The following is a 17,310-nucleotide window of genomic DNA, read 5'->3' as shown; positions in this document are numbered from 1 at the left end:
ACCGCACCAGACTGACAAGGGGCATGCCAAATGGCTGAGTTATTCCAGTTCGAGTTGGTCTCGCCGGAGCGTCAGCTCCTGTCCGAACAGGTTCTCGAAGTAATCGTTCCCGGCACCGAAGGTGAATTCGGTGTTCTGAAGGATCACAGCCCCTTCATGTCCACCATTCAGGCGGGCATTTTGAAGGTGCGCCGCGAACAGGGCGCAGGCTTGGACGAATATTTCGTTCGCGGCGGTTTTGCCGATGTGGCAACCGGTGGTCTGACCATTCTGGCAGAACAGGCGATCGCGGTCGAAGACCTGAAGGTCGAGCACCTGGACGAGCAGATCAAGAACGCCGAAGACGACGTTGCCGACGCCAAGGACACCGAGATCTTGCGCAAGGCCCAGGACACCCTGGCACGGCTGATCGATATCAAGGAATCGCTGGGAAAGATCTGATTTCCCGCGCATTGCGCATTACGACAGATTTTCAGAACGCGGCCTCTCGGGCCGCGTTTTTTGTTTGGCGGACTGATAGAGTTTGGCCGACAGATTCAGTTGAACCCATAAAAAAAACCCGGCCAATCGGCCGGGTTTAAAATCTTCACGCCAGAAACGCGATCAGGCGGCAATGCGCTTGAAGGTATTGGTCATGCCGCCCGAACGGCTGCGGCGGCGCTCTTCCGGCGGAATGTAAACCAGGGCACGGTGTTCGTCGCAGTAGGACACACCGGCTTCAACCCGGTTGTTGCACGGGAACGTGTAGTTGCCGGAATCGCCCTCTGCCCACTTGCAGCAACCGGGACGCGGGAGGCTCAATGCAGTCATGTTCTTTTTCCTTCTTCTTCTACGCGCGGCAAAAAGCGCTCGAGCATCCTCTATTCGAGGATCCGAACAGCCTTTGCGATTATAGGAGTTATAGTCACGTTCGCCGCGCGTAAATCCGCCCATAGGACGGTGAGCGCCGAACGCAATGGTTACATAGTGTAGTCGTCACAAAATTGCAATAGTGGCTCCGCATGGAGGCTCTGCGACTGATGCATAGCTTCGGCTATAGCTAAGCACATCTGTAGAAACAGTGTTACCAGTCAGTTATTTATTGCAAATCGCGACGTCTCGTCTCAGCTCTCGGATAATCTGCCTCCGGCTTGTGCCAGGGCCTCGGGCGTATCCAGGTCGAGCCGCGCGGCCAAGCCGATCTCGTATTCCAGAACAAACTCCGGATTTTCCGCAATCAGATGCCGGGCGCCGATATCGCCGTTCAGCGCCTTGAGCCCATCAAAAAAACGTTTGTCCCAGAGCACCGGATTGCCTCTTTTCCCTTCCGCCGTCGCGGTTACGATCAGGGCTTTCGGGCTGTCGGCGTAAGCGCCGATCATGCCAATCAGGGTCTCCGACGTAATCCCCGGCATGTCCGCGAGCAGGATAATGACCGCATCCAGAGAGGGATCCAGGGCTTTCATGCCGGTGAGAATGGACCCGGCCATGCCGTCCGCAAAATCAGGATTGTGGACCACGTCGATTTGGAAATCGGATATCTCTGCACCGATTCGGTCGGCCATGTGGCCCGTCACCAGTATCGTTTGCGCGAGCCCGGCGCCCTGAGCGGCTTCCACGGCATGCTGCACTAGTGTCTTGCCGTCCAGTTCGGCAAGCAATTTGTTGGGGCCGCCCATGCGGCTCGATTTGCCGGCAGCCAGGATAATGGCGCCGATCTGGGGTTTGTCCGGCACTGTCCTGACCTCGCGTGGTTGCGGCCGCGTCCCGATTTCCATCAACAACCCGCCGACACCCATACCGGTGATGTCATGGGCGCTGACCTCAAGCCCGGCAAGCTTGCGGTCGAGCACCCAGTCAAAGCCGTTTTCCTTGGGGCTGCGCGCGCAGCCCGGCGCTCCGATGACCGGAAGGCCTTCATAGGTCCCGATCATGAGCAGGTTGCCCGGATCGACAGGCATGCCGAACTGTTCCACTGTCCCGCCGGCAAGATCGATCGCTGCCGGCAGAATGTCCTTCCGATCGACGACGGCCGAAGCTCCGAACAGGATCAGGAAATCCGCCCCTTGGCCGGCAAGCCTCGCCATGGCCTCAGCGACCGCATCTTCCCGGTGGTCCACGCGTTCCTCGGCCAGGATCGTGCTGCCGCTCGCGGCAAGGCGGGCTTCCAGCACCCGTCGTGTCTTGTCCATGGTGCTCGGCTTCAGGTGCGGCAGCCTGGTCGCAACCAGCCCGACCCTGTGGGCCTTGAAGGGGGCAACCCTGAGGGCGCCTGAAATCCGTTGCTCTGCCTCGGCGACAAGTCGCTCGGGAGCAGCAAAGGGAATGATCTTGGCAGTCGCGACCATTCGCCCGGCAAGGACCCTGGTAAATTCGGGCAGAGTGGCGATGGTGATGGCCGGATCGATCCGGTTCATCGCATCGACCGCTTGCCGGTCGATCACGAGGACGCCGGCTTGATCCGCATAGAGATTGACCCGACCGGTGAATGGGGCGTCGCAGGTCAGCCCGCCGCCATTGGCCGCCCGCGCGATCCGGTCTGCCGCAAGATCCTCATTCAGGTCGTCCGCCGCCAGGCAGGCGACCGTCACGGTTGTCACGCCGGCCTGCTGAAGCGCCTTTACATCGTTCGCGCTGAGCACCCGGCCCTTCTTGAAAGTGGCATTGCCGGTCCTGGTGGAATGGGCAAGCACGCACCCTTCCGCTTCAAGGACCGGCCTCGGGCCGAAATCCATCAGGCGGTCTCCGGTTCCTTGCGCAGGGCGGCAATCACCTTGCCGAGCACTGCGACGGCAATTTCAGCCGGCGATGCGGCGCCGATGTCGAGCCCGATCGGGGCATCGATCCGGTCGATGTCCGCCTGCGGGATACCGGCTTCCAGGAACCGTTCCACCCGCTTGGCGTGGGTCTTCCGGCTGCCCAGGGCGCCAACATAGAAACAGCCGGCCTTCAGCGCTTCCTGAAGCGGCAGGTCGTCGATCTTCGGATCGTGGGTCACGGCAGCCACGGCCGTAAAGGCGTCGAACGTCATGTCTTTGAGGACATCCTCCGGCCACTCGGCAATCAGAGTTTCGCCAGGGAAACGCTCCTCCGTGGCGAAGGCGGTGCGCGGATCGATGATGGTGACGTCGAAGCCGGCGATTTCCGCCATCGGCGCCAAAGCCTGGGAAATGTGAACCGCTCCAATGATGACCATCCGGGGCGGGGGCACGGAAACCGTCAGGAACATGTTGCCGGTTTCGGTTTCAATCATGCCCGATTTCCCGGACCGGAACCGCTTTGTCAGCTCTTCATGCAACCGATCGGCCGAAAAGTCGGCATTTTTCAGGATCAGCCGCTGTTCGCCACTCGCCATGTCGGTGACGAGGATCGTCGCCCGCCGGGCCGTGCGTTCTTCATTGAGCGCTGAGAGAAGGGAAAGGTCCATGGATCAGCTACGCTCCGTTGCCAGTTTGATGCCGAGGCCCACCAGGATTGATCCGGTGATCCAGCGGCTGACGTCCTGCCACCGGGAAGACCTGCGAAGCTGCTTTTGAACCTGGGAGGCAAACAGCACGGTGAAAACATCGGCCGAAGAAAAGGACAGGTTCACGATGGTGCCCAGGATCAGGAACTGACACCAGACCGGCAGAGCGGCATTGGCGTCGACGAACTGGGGCAGGAAGGCGATGAAGAACACCGCGACCTTGGGATTGAGAACCTCCACGATCACGCTGTCGAGGAAGGCGCGACGGCGGCTGCGTTTCGGCAACTCAGGCGTTGGTCCTGCCACCGTGCGTGTCCGGATCATCTGGAAGCCGAGCCAGACAAGATAGGCGCCGCCCGCGAGCTTCAACGCAGCATAAAGCGCGGGAACGACGGCAAAGACCGCCGACAGTCCAAGGGTCGCGGCAATCACATGGACATAGCAGCCGATGTGAATGCCGAACGCGGCCCAGAAGCCTGCGGCGCGCCCGCGCGACAGGGTCTGCGCGGCTGTGTAGAGCAGGGCCGGACCAGGAAAATAGGCGAACAGAAGGGTCGCGGCGGCGAAGGCCATCAAGGTGTCGTATGCAGGCATCAATCGATCCTAGAGCATGTCTCCCAAAGTGGATACCGGTTTTGGGAGAAAGACATGCGTCAAAACAAATAGATAGGGCATGTTGCGTGAATGTAATTGAACGCGACATGCTCTAGGAGACCGGTTCCACATAGACGCTGATGCGTCCGCCGCAGGACAGCCCGACGCGCCACGCGGTTTCGTCGGCAACGCCGAATTCGAGTGTCGTCGGCTTGCCGCTCTCAATCACGTCGATCGCCTCGGAGACCACGGCGCCTTCGACGCAACCGCCGGAGACCGATCCCTCGAAGTTGCCTTCCTCGTCGATGACCAGGTGGGAACCGACCGGACGCGGCGCGGACCCCCAGGTCTCGACCACGGTCGCGAGTGCGACCTGCCGCCCGGACCGGCGCCATTCCTCGGCGGTGCCGAGCACATCGGTTGCTGAAGACTGGATGTCGTGGGTCATGAAGTATCTCCCTTACGGGAAATATAGACCCAATGGGCGCAGATGAAAGCGGCGCGTCGCGAAAAGTGCGCATGAAAAAGCGGCGCCCCGTTTCCGGCGCGCCGCTTCGTGTCAGGATAGATTGTGTTCGTCTTATTCGGCAGCCGAACGCAGCACCGGGGCAGCGTCGCGGACGTCGCCGTCCACATGGGACTCGAAGGTCGCGAAGTTGTCGATGAACATCTGCACCAGCTTTGCGGCCTGACGATCGAAGGCGTTCTTGTCTTCCCAGGTTTCCCGCGGGTTCAGGATCTTGGAATCGACGCCCGGCACTTCTTCGGGAACTGCAAAGCCGAAATACGGGTCGGTGCGGAAGGTCGCATTCTTCAGCGTACCGTCGAGCGCGCCGGCCAGCAGCGTCCGGGTTGCCTTGATCGGCATACGGCTGCCGGTGCCGTAGGCGCCGCCGGTCCAACCGGTGTTGACCAGCCAGCAGTCGACGTTGTGCTCGGCGATCAGGTCGCGCAGCAGGTTGCCGTACTGGGACGGATGCAGCGGCAGGAACGGTGCGCCGAAACAGGTAGAGAAGGTTGCCTGCGGCTCGGTCACGCCACGTTCGGTGCCGGCGACCTTGGCGGTGTAGCCGGAAATGAACGTGTACATGGCCTGGGCCGGGGTCAGCTTGGCGATCGGCGGCATCACGCCGAAAGCATCCGCCGTCAGCATGATGATCGTCTTCGGCATCGGTGCCGTGCCGGTCGGGCTGGCGTTGGAGATGAAGTGGATCGGATAGGCCGCACGGGTGTTTTCGGTCTTCGAATCGTCATCGAAGTCCGGAATGCGGTTCTCGTCCAGAACAACGTTTTCCAGGACGGTGCCGAAGCGCTGGGTCGTGGAATAGATTTCCGGCTCGGCTTCTTCCGACAGCTTGATCGTCTTGGCGTAGCAGCCGCCTTCGAAGTTGAACACGCCGGTCTTGCCCCAGCCGTGTTCGTCGTCCCCGATCAGGGTCCGGTTCGGGTCTGCGGAGAGGGTGGTCTTGCCGGTGCCCGACAGGCCGAAGAAGATCGCGGTGTCGCCGGCTTCACCCACATTGGCGGAGCAGTGCATCGACATGACGCCCTGCAGCGGCAGCAGGTAGTTCAGGAAGGTGAAGACCGACTTCTTCATTTCACCGGCGTAGGACGAGCCGCCGATCAGCACGATCTTGCGGGTCAGGTCGCAGGCGATGACGGTTTCGGTTCGGCAGCCGTGACGGTCCGGATCGGCCTTGAAGCTCGGCAGATCGATGATCGTCATTTCCGGAATGAAGCTGGCGAGTTCGGACACTTCCGGGCGCAGCAGCAGGTTGCGGATGAACAGCGAGTGCCAGGCGTATTCGGTGTAGACGCGGACCGGGAGCCGGTAGGCTTTCTCCGCGCCGCCATAAAGGTCCTGCGCGAAAAGTTCCTTGCCTTTCACATGTTCGCGGAAATCGGAATAGAGCGTCTCGAAGTGGTCCAGCGACATGCGCTGGTTGTTGTCCCACCACACGGTATCCGCCGTGTTGTCGTCGACGACGACGAACTTGTCCTTCGGAGAGCGGCCGGTGTGCGCGCCGGTATCGGCGACCAAGGGACCGTTCGCTGCAATCTGAGCTTCGCCGCGCGAGATCGATTGCTCGTAAAGTGCAGGCTCGCTCTGGTTCCAATAGATTGCCTTCAGACCCTCGAGTCCGAAAGTCTCGACGCCGTGAGAGCCATTCCTGACACCTACTTCCTGCATATCCCGCTGTCCTTGTGAATCTGGCGTGTGAATTTGGCGTTTCCTGCCCTAGGGGCGGCAAGTAATAATTTGTTAAGCCACGCCTGCGAGCGGTGGCGAAACTAGTGGATACGCGTGCATCCAACAAGACTGCGAGGCAATTGAATCGTCGGTTTAATCGATTAAATACAATCAACGTGTGTGAGATGATTAATTTGCTTACCAAATAATATCATTTCAGGGCGGTGGTGCGAGGTTCGCAACAAGAATTGCCATTCATTTGGAACAGCATGCGTAAATAGACTGATATCGGGCAGCGAGCGACTGCTGGTACCCGGACTGCAACTCAAAGTGCCGCGAACTGTACGATTGCCATATTTTATGCGCATTTAGCAGGCCAAAGGCTAAATAACTGTCGAGCTGGCCGATACGCGGCCTGTGACCTGAAGGATACGGATCCAGATTATGCCGACGATTGCACTGGTCGATGACGACCGCAACATTCTGACTTCGGTTTCCATCGCCCTGGAGGCGGAAGGCTACCGGGTGCAGAGCTACACGGATGGTACCTCGGCCCTGGAGGGCCTGCAGAGCGATCAGCCGGACCTGGCGATCTTCGATATCAAGATGCCGCGCATGGACGGCATGGAACTGCTGCGCCGCCTGCGCCAGACCACCGATCTGCCCGTGATCTTCCTGACCTCCAAGGACGACGAGATCGACGAGCTGTTCGGCCTGAAGATGGGCGCGGACGATTTCATCCGCAAACCGTTCTCGCAGCGCCTGCTGGTGGAACGGGTCCGGGCGGTTTTGCGCCGGGTTCAGCCGCGCGATGCCTCGACACCGCGCGACGCGACCGAAAAGCTGCTGGAGCGCGGCCAGCTCGTCATGGATCCGGAACGTCATACCTGTACCTGGAACAACAAGCCGGTTACCCTGACGGTGACCGAGTTCCTGATCCTGTCGGCACTCGCACAGCGTCCGGGCGTGGTGAAAAGCCGAAACGCCCTGATGGATGCGGCCTACGATGATCAGGTTTATGTTGACGACCGGACGATCGACAGTCACATCAAGCGCCTTCGCAAGAAGTTCAAGGTCGTTGACGACGATTTCGATATGATCGAAACGCTTTACGGCGTCGGTTACAGGTTCAAGGAGGTCTGAAGACCCCGTCCATGGCGGTAGAGAGCGAGAAGGCGGACGTCACGGCTGCGCCCGAGGGCGTGCCCGAGCGGTTCCAGTTGCGCAGGCTTGGCAACAGGCGGATCCGGCGCCGGCTTCTCAACCGGTTCGGCCGGATCTTCGGCACCTATGTGCTGTCCTCCCTGACCCGGCGGATCGTCGCGATCAATCTCGTCGGCCTGATCGCGCTCGTTGTCGGCATTCTCTATCTCAACCAGTTCCGGGCCGGCCTGATCGATGCCCGGGTGCAAAGCCTCTTGACCCAGGGCGAGATCATCGCCGGCGCGATCGCCGCCTCGGCCACCGTCGATACCGGCGCTATTACCGTCGATCCGGAACGGCTGCTCCAGCTTCAGGCGGGGGAAAGCATCGCGCCGGGAAGCGACGATCTCGACACGCTCGACTTTCCGGTGAACCCGGAACGCGTCGGGCCGGTGCTCCGGCGCCTGATTTCCCCGACCAAGACCCGGGCCCGGATCTATGACCCGGAAGGCATCCTGATCCTGGATTCGCGCCATCTTTACTCCAGCGCGCAGATCCTGCGCTTCGATCTTCCCCCGCCCAACGCGGAGGAGGACAATCTCTGGGACAAGATCTGGCAGTCGGTCAAACTCTGGCTGAGGCGGGGCGACCTGCCGCTTTATCAGGAAGTCGGCGGCGGCGACGGCCGCGCCTACCCGGAAGTGGAGGCGGCCCTTGCGGGCTCGCCGGCCAGCGTCGTGCGTGTGTCCTCGCGCGGCGAACTGATCGTCTCCGTGGCCGTGCCGATTCAGCGGTTCCGCGCCGTGCTCGGCACATTGCTGCTGTCGACCCAGGGCGGCGACATCGATGCCATTGTGCGCGCCGAGCGCATCGCCATCATGCGCGTCTTCCTGGTCGCGGCAACGGTGACCACATTGCTGTCGATCCTTCTGGCCGGGACGATTGCCGGCCCGGTCCGGCGTCTGGCGGCCGCCGCCGAGCGTGTCCGCATGGGGTCGACCTCGCGCCAGGAAATTCCCGAATTCGCCGAGCGTCAGGACGAGATCGGTCATCTGGCCCGGGCGTTCCGGGAAATGACCCATGCGCTCTATAACAAGATCGACGCGATCGAGCAGTTCGCGGCCGATGTGGCCCATGAATTGAAGAACCCGCTGACATCGCTGCGCAGCGCGGTGGAGACGCTGCCCCTGGCCAAGTCGGATCAGTCGAAGGCGCGCCTTCTGGAAATCATCCAGCACGATGTCCGCCGCCTCGACCGGCTGATCACGGACATTTCCGACGCCTCCCGGCTTGATGCGGAACTGGCACGCGCCGATGCCCAGAAGGTCGATCTCGCCGAGCTGCTGCGCGCCATTGCCAATGCAGCCAACCAGCGTGCGGAAGGCGATATGGCCGAAATCCTGGTGACCGTTGCCGATGCGCAGGGCGCCTCGCCCTATCAGGTCATGGGGCACGATATCCGCTTAGGCCAGGTGATCAGCAACCTCCTGGACAACGCCCGTTCGTTTTCGCCGGAAAACGGAACGGTGCGGATCGGCCTGAGCCGGTCCGGTTCCATGATCCGGATCACCATCGACGACGACGGCCCCGGCATTCGCGCCGAAAACACCGACCGTATCTTCGAGCGTTTCTATACGGACCGCCCGGACGGCGAAGGTTTCGGCAACAATTCCGGTCTGGGCTTGTCCATCTCTCGCCAGATCATCGAGGCCTATGGCGGAACGATCAGCGCCGCCAATCGGACGGAAGAGGATCCCGCGACAGGCAAGAGCCGGGTTGCCGGCGCGCGCTTCACCATTACCCTGCCTGCCAAGGTTGCGAAATGAGTGAGGCGGGCGGGCTTCCCCCGACCGTTCATGCTGCCTGCGTGATTATCGGAACGCGCGGAATTTTGCTGCGTGGCAATTCGGGTGCCGGCAAGTCGAGCCTGTGCGACCTGCTGGTCGAAGCTGCAGGAAACAAGGGGCACTTCGCAGCTCATGTTTCCGACGACCGCACCTGTCTTCGCCGGGAAAACGGAAAGGTCGTGGCGTCGCCGGCCCCAACGATCGCCGGAAAACTGGAAGTGCGCGGCCTCGGGATCGTTGAGCTGACGAACGAGCCGAAAGCGGTGCTTCATCTTGTCGCCGATCTCGTCCCTTCCGGGGAACTGGAGAGATTTCCTGAAGAAGACGCGCTTTTCGTAGAGCTTGAAGGCGTCGATCTCCCCTTTGTCGGGCTCGAGGAAGGCCGGCCAATGGAGAATCTGCGCCGTTTACGCTGGAGGATGCGCGGGCTTTTCCCCAAAAGCCCCGACTACATCTGACCGGATGGCCTTTTTTGCTTGCAACGGGCGGGCCTCTTGTCGACAGTGCACCCAGACGTGAAACGGGCCTTTTGTCCGTTTTCACCTCATCAAGCTGGATCAGGGCACGTATGATCGGTCTCGTATTGGTAACCCACGGGCGTCTTGCAGAAGAATTCAAGGCGGCATTGGAACATGTGGTCGGACCTCAGGAGCAGGTCGAGACGATCTCCATCGGTCCCGACGACGACATGGAACAGCGCCGCCAGGATATTCTGAAAGCGGTCGAATCGGCCAACTCCGGTCAGGGTGTGGTTCTGTTGACCGACATGTTTGGCGGGACACCATCCAATCTGGCGATTTCCGTCATGGACGGGAAGTCGGTGGAGGTTGTGGCCGGTGTTAATCTTCCCATGCTGATCAAGCTCGCGAGCGTTCGCGGAGACCGCGGCCTTGCGGACGCGGTGGATGAAGCGCGCCAGGCCGGACAGAAATACATTTCCGTCGCAAGCCAGGTGCTTTCGGGCCAGAACTGACGGAACCAACGGCCCGTGAACGCCCAAGCCCTCGAAAAGAAACTGACCATCGTCAACCAGCGCGGCCTGCATGCCCGCGCATCGGCCAAGCTCGTGAAGCTGGTCGAGGAGTTCGATGCCGAGGTCAATGTATCCAAGGACGGGCAGACCGTCGACGGAACCTCCATCATGGGACTGATGATGCTGGCCGCGAGCCCCGGCTGCTGCATCCGGGTGTCCGTCTCCGGTGCTCAGGCCGAAGAGGCGATGGCGGCCATCACCGAACTTGTCGAGGACGGTTTCGGCGAGACGGACTAGGGTACGGCTCCGCCTTTTTATCTGGCAGCAAGCCGTTTTCGCGATTTTCCCGTATTTGTTTCGCAAGGTCGGCCGTTGCCTTGCGATCCTGAAATTTTCGGCTCGATATACCTCCATTTTTCCGGACCGATGCCGCAAAGCGGGCTAAGCGGCCGAGCCGTGTGCGGCTGAGCCGAAAAGACCGCTGTTCATGACTTGGTAAGCGATATAAAGAAATCTTTATATCCGCATTGCTAGTTGGCGAGCGGCACGCTATAAGACCGCCTGTATACATCGGGAGGCGTGCTGCCTCCATGAGGCGGCTTGCCGTTCGGCAACCCGTATCCCCATCATCAGGCCCGGCCGGTTGCCGGTCCGGGCAAACTTCAGGACGTTTTTATGAACGACTATATCGTCAAGGACATCGGGCTCGCTGACTGGGGCCGGACCGAAATCGAGATCGCTGAAACCGAAATGCCGGGTCTGATGGCCTGCCGCGAGGAATTCGGTGCGTCCAAGCCGCTGAAGGGCGCGCGCATCGCCGGTTCCCTGCACATGACGATCCAGACGGCTGTCCTCATCGAGACCCTGGTCGCCCTGGGCGCCGAAGTCCGCTGGGCATCGTGCAACATCTTCTCCACCCAGGACCAGGCAGCGGCGGCCATCGCCAAGGCTGGCGTTCCGGTGTTCGCCATCAAGGGCGAGACGCTGGAGGAATACTGGGACTACGCCGACAAGATCTTCGACTTCGACGACGGCGCCAACATGATCCTCGACGACGGCGGCGATGCGACCCTCTACATCCTGATGGGCGCACGCGTCGAAGCCGGCGAGACGAACCTCATCGAAAACCCGACGTCCGAGGAAGAGGAATGCCTCTTCGCCCAGATCAAGAAGCGCATGGCCGCGAACCCGGGCTGGTTCACCAAGCAGCGTGACCTGATCCAGGGTGTTTCGGAAGAGACCACCACGGGCGTCATGCGTCTTTATGAGATGCAGAAGAAGGGCCAGCTGCCGTTCCCGGCGATCAACGTCAACGACAGCGTCACCAAGTCCAAGTTCGACAACCGTTACGGCTGCCGTGAATCGCTGGTCGACGGTATTCGCCGCGGCACCGACGTCATGATGTCCGGCAAGGTTGCCGTTGTCTGCGGCTACGGCGACGTCGGCAAGGGATCGGCCCAGTCTCTGGCAGGCGCCGGTGCACGTGTGATCGTGACTGAAATCGACCCGATCTGCGCCCTGCAGGCGTCGATGGACGGCTATGAAGTCAAGACCATCGAACAGGCGCTGCCGGAAGGCGACATCTATGTCACCGCAACCGGTAACAAGGACATCATCACCTTCGACCATATGAAGGGGATGAAGGACATGGCGATCGTCTGTAACATCGGCCACTTCGACAACGAGATCCAGGTCGCTGCCCTGAAGAACACCAAGTGCCGCCCGGTCAAGGACCAGGTCGACATGTACGAGTTCCCGGACGGCAAGCGCATGATCCTTCTGTCCCAGGGTCGTCTGGTGAACCTCGGCAACGCCACCGGCCACCCGAGCTTCGTGATGTCCGCCAGCTTCACCAACCAGGTGCTGGCGCAGATCGAACTCTTCACCCGCGGTGAGCAGTACAAGAACGAAGTCTACGTGCTGCCGAAGCATCTCGACGAGAAGGTCGCTCGTCTGCACCTTGAGAAGCTCAGCGTGACGCTGACCGAGCTGACGGATTCCCAGTCGGAATACCTGGGGATTAACAAGGCTGGCCCGTTCAAGTCTGAGCACTACAAGTACTGATACGTATCACCCGCCCCACTACATCTGGTGGGGCGGGTGAAATCCGGCTCGGCGAAATTTGAGCCTGATTTTTAAGATTTTAGTAATTCCGTTAACTTTTCAGAAACTGACTCTTCTTCGCGATTCCCAAAAAGGTTATGGTTTTAGCGAATCAGTAGCCACGAGGCACACGCTGCTGATTCAGCCCGGATTCACGGGAAAAACGGCGGCTAAGGGGATCATGGAATGCCGGCAGGCAACTATGACGGCGCGCGTGAGAACGCGACGTTGCGGGGAAGGATTCTATCATCGGTAAGGTTGGTGGGCTCTGCCGCCGCCGCGTCGATGATTTCCGTTCCTGCCGCATGGTCTGCCGAATTTTTTCCCGCCTCCTCCATGCAGATCAATCCGGACACGATGGTTCTCTTCGGCGCCGTCGGCGGCATGTGCGCCTTTGCCGTCACTGCCGCAATCGCCCTGGTTCGTCACAAACAGCAGTCCGCGCAATTCGCCAAGGCGATGAAGCGGGAGGCCAGCGACCTCAGGTTCCAGGTCGACCGGCTGGAGTCCATGCTCAATACCGACGAGCAGAGGGTGGTCGTGTGGACGGGCAACGGCGCGGTGCCGCAGGTCTGGGGCGTGCTGCCTGAGGAATCCGGCGTGCCGCGCAACGAGGCGCAGTTGCTGTCCTTCGGCAACTGGCTGACCGCCAAAGGCTCCGCCGATCTGGAAGATTGCCTCGATACCCTGTTCAACACCGGCGAACCGTTCTCGACGACCCTAAAAACCCGGACCGGCACCTATGTCGAGGCGGCCGGCCGCACCACCGGCGGCGCCGTCGTGCTGCGCTTGCGCGATCTCACCGGCGAACGCCAGATGCAGGCCGAGCTTGCCGCGCGCAACGCCCGGATCTCGGGCGAGCTCTATATGCTTCATGCCCTGTTGAACGCGATGCCGGCTCCCGCCTGGCAGCGTGATGCGGAAGGCAAGCTGATCTGGGCGAATGCCGCCTATGCCCATGCGGTCGACGCGCCGGATGCGGCCTCCGCCCTGCGCGATGGCGCACCGTTCCTCGACGCCGCCGCTCAGGGCGCCATGGCAAGCGAACGGGACGAGGACGGCAGCTTCCATGCCCGCATGCCGATCGTGGCTGCCGGCAAGCGTTGCGTGTTCGAGGTTACCGATGTGTCCGCCAATGTGGGCAGTGCCGGCGTTGCGATCGATATCAGTGAGCTCGAACAGGTCCGCAAGGAGCTCGCCCGTGCCGAGGAATTCCACGGCCGCACGCTCGACCAGCTTGCGACTGCGGTTGCCATTTTCTCCGCCGACCGTAAGCTGCAGTTCTACAATGCCGCCTTCCGTCAGCTGTGGGATCTGGATCCGGCCTTCCTGGAAAACAGCCCGGAGGACGGTGCGGTTCTCGATGCGCTGCGGGCGGCTCGGAAGCTGCCCGAGCAGGCCGACTATCGGGTCTGGCGGAACAAGATGCTGAACAGCTACCAGTCCCTGGAAGCCCAGGAGAGCTGGTGGCACCTGCCCGACGGCCGCACCTTGCGCGTCATCGCAAACCCGCATCCCCAGGGCGGCGTGACCTATATCTACGAAAACGTCACCGAACGCCTCGACCTGGAAAGCCGTTACAACGCCTTGGCAAGAGTTCAGGGCGAAACCCTGGACAACCTGTCGGAAGCCGTCGCCGTGTTCGGTTCCGACGGCCGTCTCCGCCTGTGGAACCCGGCCTTCGCCCGCATCTGGAACCTGTCGGAAGACATGCTCTCCGACATGCCGCATGTGAAGAACGTGGTCGATGCCTGTGCCAAGCGTGAGGACGAGGTCGAGGCCTGGCAGCAGCTTGCCGGCAGCGTCACCGGTCTGGTCGACAATAGGATGCAGGCGGCCAACCGCATGGAGCGCCATGACGGCTCGGTCCTGGACTATGCGACCGTTCCGCTCCCCGACGGCGGCACGCTGGTCACCTTCGTCGATGTCACCGACAGCGTGAATGTCGAGCGCGCCCTGGTGGAAAAGAACGAGGCGCTGGAGCAGGCCGACCAGCTCAAGAATGCCTTCATCCAGCACGTGTCCTACGAGCTGCGCTCGCCGCTCACCAACATCATCGGCTTCGCCCAGTTGCTGACCGATCCCAAGTTCGGGGAACTGTCCGACAAGCAGGGCGAATACGCCGATTACATCCGCTCGTCCTCCTCCGCACTGCTTGCGATCATCAACGATATTCTCGATCTGGCGACCCTCGATGCGGGCATCATGGAGCTGGACCTGAGCGAGGTCGATGTCGCGGCCACCGTGGAAGCGGCGGTCGAGGGATTGAAGGACCGGATCGCCGAGACGCAGATCACGCTGCACACCCACGTGCCCGACAATGTCGGCACCATCCTGGCGGACGAAAAGCGCCTGCGTCAGGTGCTGTTCAACCTGATTTCCAATGCGATTCGTTATTCCGACGAGCATGGCGTGGTCGACGTCAGCTGTGACCGGAAGGACGAAAACGTCGTCTTCGTGGTCCAGGACCATGGTCACGGCATCCCCGCCGATGTGCTGCAGCAGGTGTTCAACCGCTTCGTCGGCCACGACACCGGTTCCAAGCGCCAGGGGGCAGGCCTCGGCCTCGCCATCGTCAAGAGCTTCGTCGAACTGCACGGCGGCAAGGTGGAAATCGATTCCGAGGAAGGCAAGGGCACCACGGTCACCTGCATCTTTCCCGCCAAGCCGGAACTGACCGGCCGCATTGCTGCCGAATGAGCGGGCGGGACCATGTCCGGCCCGGCACTTCGTGATATTTCCGATCCCTTCCTGGTCCTCGACCTAAAGGACGAGGCGGCAACCGGTCGTTTGGCGGAAGACCTTGCGGCCATTCTCGCTCCGGGCGACCTGATCGCGCTGACCGGTGATCTCGGCGCCGGCAAGTCCACCTTCGCCCGCGCCCTCTTGCGGACGCTTGCCGATGACGAAGATCTGGAGGTTCCGAGCCCGACCTTCACCCTGGTCCAGACCTACGACTTCGATCGGTTCGCGGTTTCCCACTTCGACCTCTACCGGCTGGAAGAGCCGGAGGAACTGGAGGAACTGGGACTGGACGAACTTCTGGAAACCGGTGCGGCTCTGGTCGAATGGCCGGAGCAGGGTGGGGACCTGTTACCTTATGGCGCCCTCTGGCTTCGCTTCGAGGCCGGGGAAGACGACGACAGCCGCCGCGTCCTGTTTGCCTCCGACAACGCCGGCTGGCCGGAGCTCCTGGACCGGACACTCAAGATCCGGCACCTGCTGACGCAATCCGGCCTCGGAGCGGGACATCGCCGTCATTTGACCGGCGACGCCTCCACTCGCAGCTACGAGCGCGTTTCTTCGGAAGGCCGATCCGCAGTCGTCATGAACTGGCCGGCGCCGAAAGGGGAAGCCGGGTCTGAAGCGGCCCTTGCCTATAATCGCCTTGTCCACCGCGCGCCCGGTGCCCGCGCCTTTGTCGCCGTCGGCGAGGAACTGCGCCGCAGGGGATTCGCGGCGCCTGCGGTCTTTGCGTCTGACCTCGAGGCGGGGCTCTTGGTGCTGGAGGACCTGGGTTCGGGCAGCGTGCTGTCGAACGGCACGCCGATCGCGGAACGGTATGAGCAGGCGGTTCTGGTTCTGGCGGAGATGCATGGCGCTCACTGGCCGGACACCGTGCGGCTGCCGGACGGGTCCGACTACAACGTCCCGGTCTATTCGCGCGAAGCGCTGCAGACGGAAGCCGATCTTTATCTGGACTGGTACGTGAAATATTCCACCGGCAAGGCGGCGACCGTGACTGCGCGCGAGGACTTTCACCGCCTCTGGCAGTCCGCATTCGATGCCATAGCCGCCGCCGAAAACGGCTGGGTGCTGCGCGACTATCACTCGCCCAACCTGATCTGGCGGGAGGAGCAGGAGGGGACATCCCGGGTGGGGCTGATCGATTATCAGGACACGGTGATCGGGCCTGTCGCCTACGACGTGGCCTCCCTCCTGCTCGATGCCCGCGTCGACATTCCTGAGGCTCTGGAAAAAGACCTCTATCAGGCCTATGTGCTGGCAAGGCAAACCACCGATCCGGATTTCGACGAAGCCGGCTTTTCCGCCGCCTATGCGGTCATGGGCGCCCAGAGGATCACCAAGATCCTGGGGATATTCATCCGCCTGGCTGAACGGGACGGCAAACCGGCGTATCTGGATCATTTGCCAAGGATGCAATCTTACCTTGACCGGGTTCTGGTGCATCCTGTTCTGTCGGATCTGAAGCTCTGGTATGATGGGAACCGCGGCTAGAAGCCTGTGCGGTCCCGGAAACCGAAACTGGAACGGGAAATGAACGAGAAGACGTTTCGTCCTTCGAAAGCAATGATCCTGGCCGCCGGCCGGGGCAAACGGATGCGTCCGATTACCGCCACCACACCGAAGCCGCTGATCGAGGTCAACGGCAAGGCCCTGATCGACCACGGGTTCGACCGGCTCGCGACAGCCGGCGTCTCTTCCTGTGTCGTCAACGTGCATTATCTCGCCGACCTGGTGGAGGTTCATGCCCGCCGCCGGAAGGACATGGAAATCCTGATTTCCGACGAGCGTTCGGACCTGCTCGAAACCGGCGGCGGTATCAAGAAAGCGCTGCCGCTTCTGGGCGATCAGCCGTTTTTCCAGCTCAACGCGGATACGGCCTACTGGATCGAGGGGGTGAAGCCCAACCTGGAACACATGATCGATGCCTGGGATGAGGGCCGCATGGATGCGCTGCTCCTGGTGGCCGAGACGGTAAAGTCGGTTGGCTATTCCGGCCGGGGCGATTTCGACATGGGCAAGGACGGCTCCCTGATCCGGCGTCCGGAACGCAGCGTGACCGCCTTTGCTTATGCGGGTGCCGCGATCCTGCATCCGCGCCTCTTCGAAGGCGCTCCGGACGGGGCTTTCTCGATGAACCTGTTGTTCGACAAGGCGATCGAAGAGGGTCGGCTTTTCGGGGTGGAGATGGAAGGGATCTGGCTGCATATCGGCACGCCGGACGCGATCCGCGCCGCTGAATACGCCGTGCGCGACAGCGCCGCCTGAT

At 61.5% G+C, this 17,310-nt stretch carries 16 protein-coding genes; 10 read left to right on the top strand and 6 right to left on the bottom strand.

Annotation, left to right across the window (positions count from 1 at the left end; genetic code table 11):
* Nucleotides 1-30 precede the first annotated feature (30 nt).
* Entirely contained in the window at nucleotides 31-441 is a 411-nt protein-coding gene (locus ABIN98_RS01980) for a F0F1 ATP synthase subunit epsilon (protein ID WP_346906930.1), read from the top strand.
* A 162-nt stretch (nucleotides 442-603) separates the two neighbouring features.
* Here the strand turns inward: ABIN98_RS01980 and ABIN98_RS01975 are convergent, their stop codons facing one another.
* The 6 genes from ABIN98_RS01975 to ABIN98_RS01950 all read right to left on the bottom strand — a co-directional run bounded on the left by ABIN98_RS01975 (nucleotide 604) and on the right by ABIN98_RS01950 (nucleotide 6,230).
* Nucleotides 604-810 (bottom strand): hypothetical protein, encoded by a 207-nt coding sequence (locus ABIN98_RS01975; protein WP_346906929.1) that lies wholly within the window; start codon nucleotides 808-810, stop codon nucleotides 604-606.
* Nucleotides 811-1,103: 293 nt separating this feature from the next.
* Complete coding sequence (locus tag ABIN98_RS01970) at nucleotides 1,104-2,714, bottom strand: molybdopterin-binding/glycosyltransferase family 2 protein (protein WP_346906927.1); 1,611 nt, start codon at nucleotides 2,712-2,714, stop codon at nucleotides 1,104-1,106.
* Entirely contained in the window at nucleotides 2,714-3,406 is a 693-nt protein-coding gene (locus tag ABIN98_RS01965; RefSeq protein ID WP_346906925.1) for an XdhC family protein, read from the bottom strand. The genes ABIN98_RS01970 and ABIN98_RS01965 overlap by 1 nt, the downstream gene beginning before the upstream one ends.
* A 3-nt stretch (nucleotides 3,407-3,409) precedes the next feature.
* Nucleotides 3,410-4,039 (bottom strand): LysE family translocator, encoded by a 630-nt coding sequence (locus tag ABIN98_RS01960; RefSeq protein ID WP_346906923.1) that lies wholly within the window; start codon nucleotides 4,037-4,039, stop codon nucleotides 3,410-3,412.
* A gap of 112 nt (nucleotides 4,040-4,151) precedes the next feature.
* Entirely contained in the window at nucleotides 4,152-4,487 is a 336-nt protein-coding gene (locus ABIN98_RS01955; RefSeq protein WP_346906921.1) for an XdhC family protein, read from the bottom strand.
* A 132-nt stretch (nucleotides 4,488-4,619) separates the two neighbouring features.
* Nucleotides 4,620-6,230 (bottom strand): phosphoenolpyruvate carboxykinase, encoded by a 1,611-nt coding sequence (locus ABIN98_RS01950; protein ID WP_346906919.1) that lies wholly within the window; start codon nucleotides 6,228-6,230, stop codon nucleotides 4,620-4,622.
* A gap of 444 nt (nucleotides 6,231-6,674) precedes the next feature.
* Here ABIN98_RS01950 and ABIN98_RS01945 point away from each other — a divergent pair, with 444 nt between their 5' ends.
* The 9 genes from ABIN98_RS01945 to ABIN98_RS01905 all read left to right on the top strand — a co-directional run bounded on the left by ABIN98_RS01945 (nucleotide 6,675) and on the right by ABIN98_RS01905 (nucleotide 17,309).
* Nucleotides 6,675-7,373, top strand: coding sequence for a response regulator transcription factor (locus tag ABIN98_RS01945; RefSeq protein WP_346893716.1), 699 nt, complete (start codon nucleotides 6,675-6,677; stop codon nucleotides 7,371-7,373).
* A gap of 11 nt (nucleotides 7,374-7,384) precedes the next feature.
* Nucleotides 7,385-9,199, top strand: coding sequence for a sensor histidine kinase (locus ABIN98_RS01940; RefSeq protein WP_346906917.1), 1,815 nt, complete (start codon nucleotides 7,385-7,387; stop codon nucleotides 9,197-9,199).
* Nucleotides 9,196-9,678, top strand: a complete 483-nt coding sequence (locus tag ABIN98_RS01935; protein WP_346906915.1) for an HPr kinase/phosphatase C-terminal domain-containing protein — start codon at nucleotides 9,196-9,198, stop codon at nucleotides 9,676-9,678. Before ABIN98_RS01940 ends, ABIN98_RS01935 begins: the two co-directional genes overlap by 4 nt.
* A gap of 110 nt (nucleotides 9,679-9,788) precedes the next feature.
* The gene (locus tag ABIN98_RS01930) at nucleotides 9,789-10,193 is read left to right on the top strand and encodes a PTS sugar transporter subunit IIA (RefSeq protein WP_346906913.1); all 405 of its coding nucleotides are present in this window, start codon (nucleotides 9,789-9,791) and stop codon (nucleotides 10,191-10,193) included.
* Between the two features lie 15 nt (nucleotides 10,194-10,208).
* A complete protein-coding gene (locus ABIN98_RS01925) occupies nucleotides 10,209-10,490 on the top strand; it encodes an HPr family phosphocarrier protein (protein ID WP_346906911.1) in 282 nt (93 codons plus the stop codon).
* A 378-nt stretch (nucleotides 10,491-10,868) separates the two neighbouring features.
* Nucleotides 10,869-12,257 carry an adenosylhomocysteinase gene (gene ahcY, locus ABIN98_RS01920; protein ID WP_346906909.1) on the top strand — a complete coding sequence of 463 codons (1,389 nt, stop codon included), beginning with the start codon at nucleotides 10,869-10,871 and terminating at the stop codon, nucleotides 12,255-12,257.
* Nucleotides 12,258-12,581: 324 nt separating this feature from the next.
* Nucleotides 12,582-14,996: a PAS-domain containing protein gene (locus ABIN98_RS01915; RefSeq protein ID WP_394701409.1), complete on the top strand. Its 2,415-nt coding sequence runs from the start codon at nucleotides 12,582-12,584 to the stop codon at nucleotides 14,994-14,996.
* Nucleotides 14,997-15,008: 12 nt separating this feature from the next.
* Entirely contained in the window at nucleotides 15,009-16,535 is a 1,527-nt protein-coding gene (gene tsaE, locus ABIN98_RS01910; RefSeq protein ID WP_346906907.1) for a tRNA (adenosine(37)-N6)-threonylcarbamoyltransferase complex ATPase subunit type 1 TsaE, read from the top strand.
* 39 nt (nucleotides 16,536-16,574) lie between these two features.
* A complete protein-coding gene (locus ABIN98_RS01905) occupies nucleotides 16,575-17,309 on the top strand; it encodes a nucleotidyltransferase family protein (protein WP_346906905.1) in 735 nt (244 codons plus the stop codon).
* The last annotated feature ends 1 nt before the right edge of the window (nucleotide 17,310 follow it).

This window comes from uncultured Roseibium sp. (genome assembly GCF_963675095.2).
Classification (GTDB): Bacteria; Pseudomonadota; Alphaproteobacteria; order Rhizobiales; family Stappiaceae; genus Roseibium.
Note: the sequence above shows the minus strand (reverse complement) of the source record. Positions and strands in the feature narration are given on the sequence as shown.

Excerpts from the sequence above, each read along its gene's own strand:
- ABIN98_RS01930 (WP_346906913.1), top strand. The coding sequence starts at position 9,789 with ATGATCGGTCTCGTATTGGTAACCCACGGGCGTCTTGCAGAAGAATTC.
- ABIN98_RS01960 (WP_346906923.1), bottom strand. The coding sequence starts at position 4,039 with ATGCCTGCATACGACACCTTGATGGCCTTCGCCGCCGCGACCCTTCTG.
- ahcY (WP_346906909.1), top strand. The coding sequence starts at position 10,869 with ATGAACGACTATATCGTCAAGGACATCGGGCTCGCTGACTGGGGCCGG.
- ABIN98_RS01970 (WP_346906927.1), bottom strand. The coding sequence starts at position 2,714 with ATGGATTTCGGCCCGAGGCCGGTCCTTGAAGCGGAAGGGTGCGTGCTT.
- ABIN98_RS01950 (WP_346906919.1), bottom strand. The coding sequence starts at position 6,230 with ATGCAGGAAGTAGGTGTCAGGAATGGCTCTCACGGCGTCGAGACTTTC.
- ABIN98_RS01965 (WP_346906925.1), bottom strand. The coding sequence starts at position 3,406 with ATGGACCTTTCCCTTCTCTCAGCGCTCAATGAAGAACGCACGGCCCGG.
- ABIN98_RS01975 (WP_346906929.1), bottom strand. The coding sequence starts at position 810 with ATGACTGCATTGAGCCTCCCGCGTCCCGGTTGCTGCAAGTGGGCAGAG.
- ABIN98_RS01945 (WP_346893716.1), top strand. The coding sequence starts at position 6,675 with ATGCCGACGATTGCACTGGTCGATGACGACCGCAACATTCTGACTTCG.
- ABIN98_RS01905 (WP_346906905.1), top strand. The coding sequence starts at position 16,575 with ATGAACGAGAAGACGTTTCGTCCTTCGAAAGCAATGATCCTGGCCGCC.
- tsaE (WP_346906907.1), top strand. The coding sequence starts at position 15,009 with ATGTCCGGCCCGGCACTTCGTGATATTTCCGATCCCTTCCTGGTCCTC.
- ABIN98_RS01935 (WP_346906915.1), top strand. The coding sequence starts at position 9,196 with ATGAGTGAGGCGGGCGGGCTTCCCCCGACCGTTCATGCTGCCTGCGTG.
- ABIN98_RS01940 (WP_346906917.1), top strand. The coding sequence starts at position 7,385 with ATGGCGGTAGAGAGCGAGAAGGCGGACGTCACGGCTGCGCCCGAGGGC.
- ABIN98_RS01915 (WP_394701409.1), top strand. The coding sequence starts at position 12,582 with ATGATTTCCGTTCCTGCCGCATGGTCTGCCGAATTTTTTCCCGCCTCC.
- ABIN98_RS01980 (WP_346906930.1), top strand. The coding sequence starts at position 31 with ATGGCTGAGTTATTCCAGTTCGAGTTGGTCTCGCCGGAGCGTCAGCTC.
- ABIN98_RS01955 (WP_346906921.1), bottom strand. The coding sequence starts at position 4,487 with ATGACCCACGACATCCAGTCTTCAGCAACCGATGTGCTCGGCACCGCC.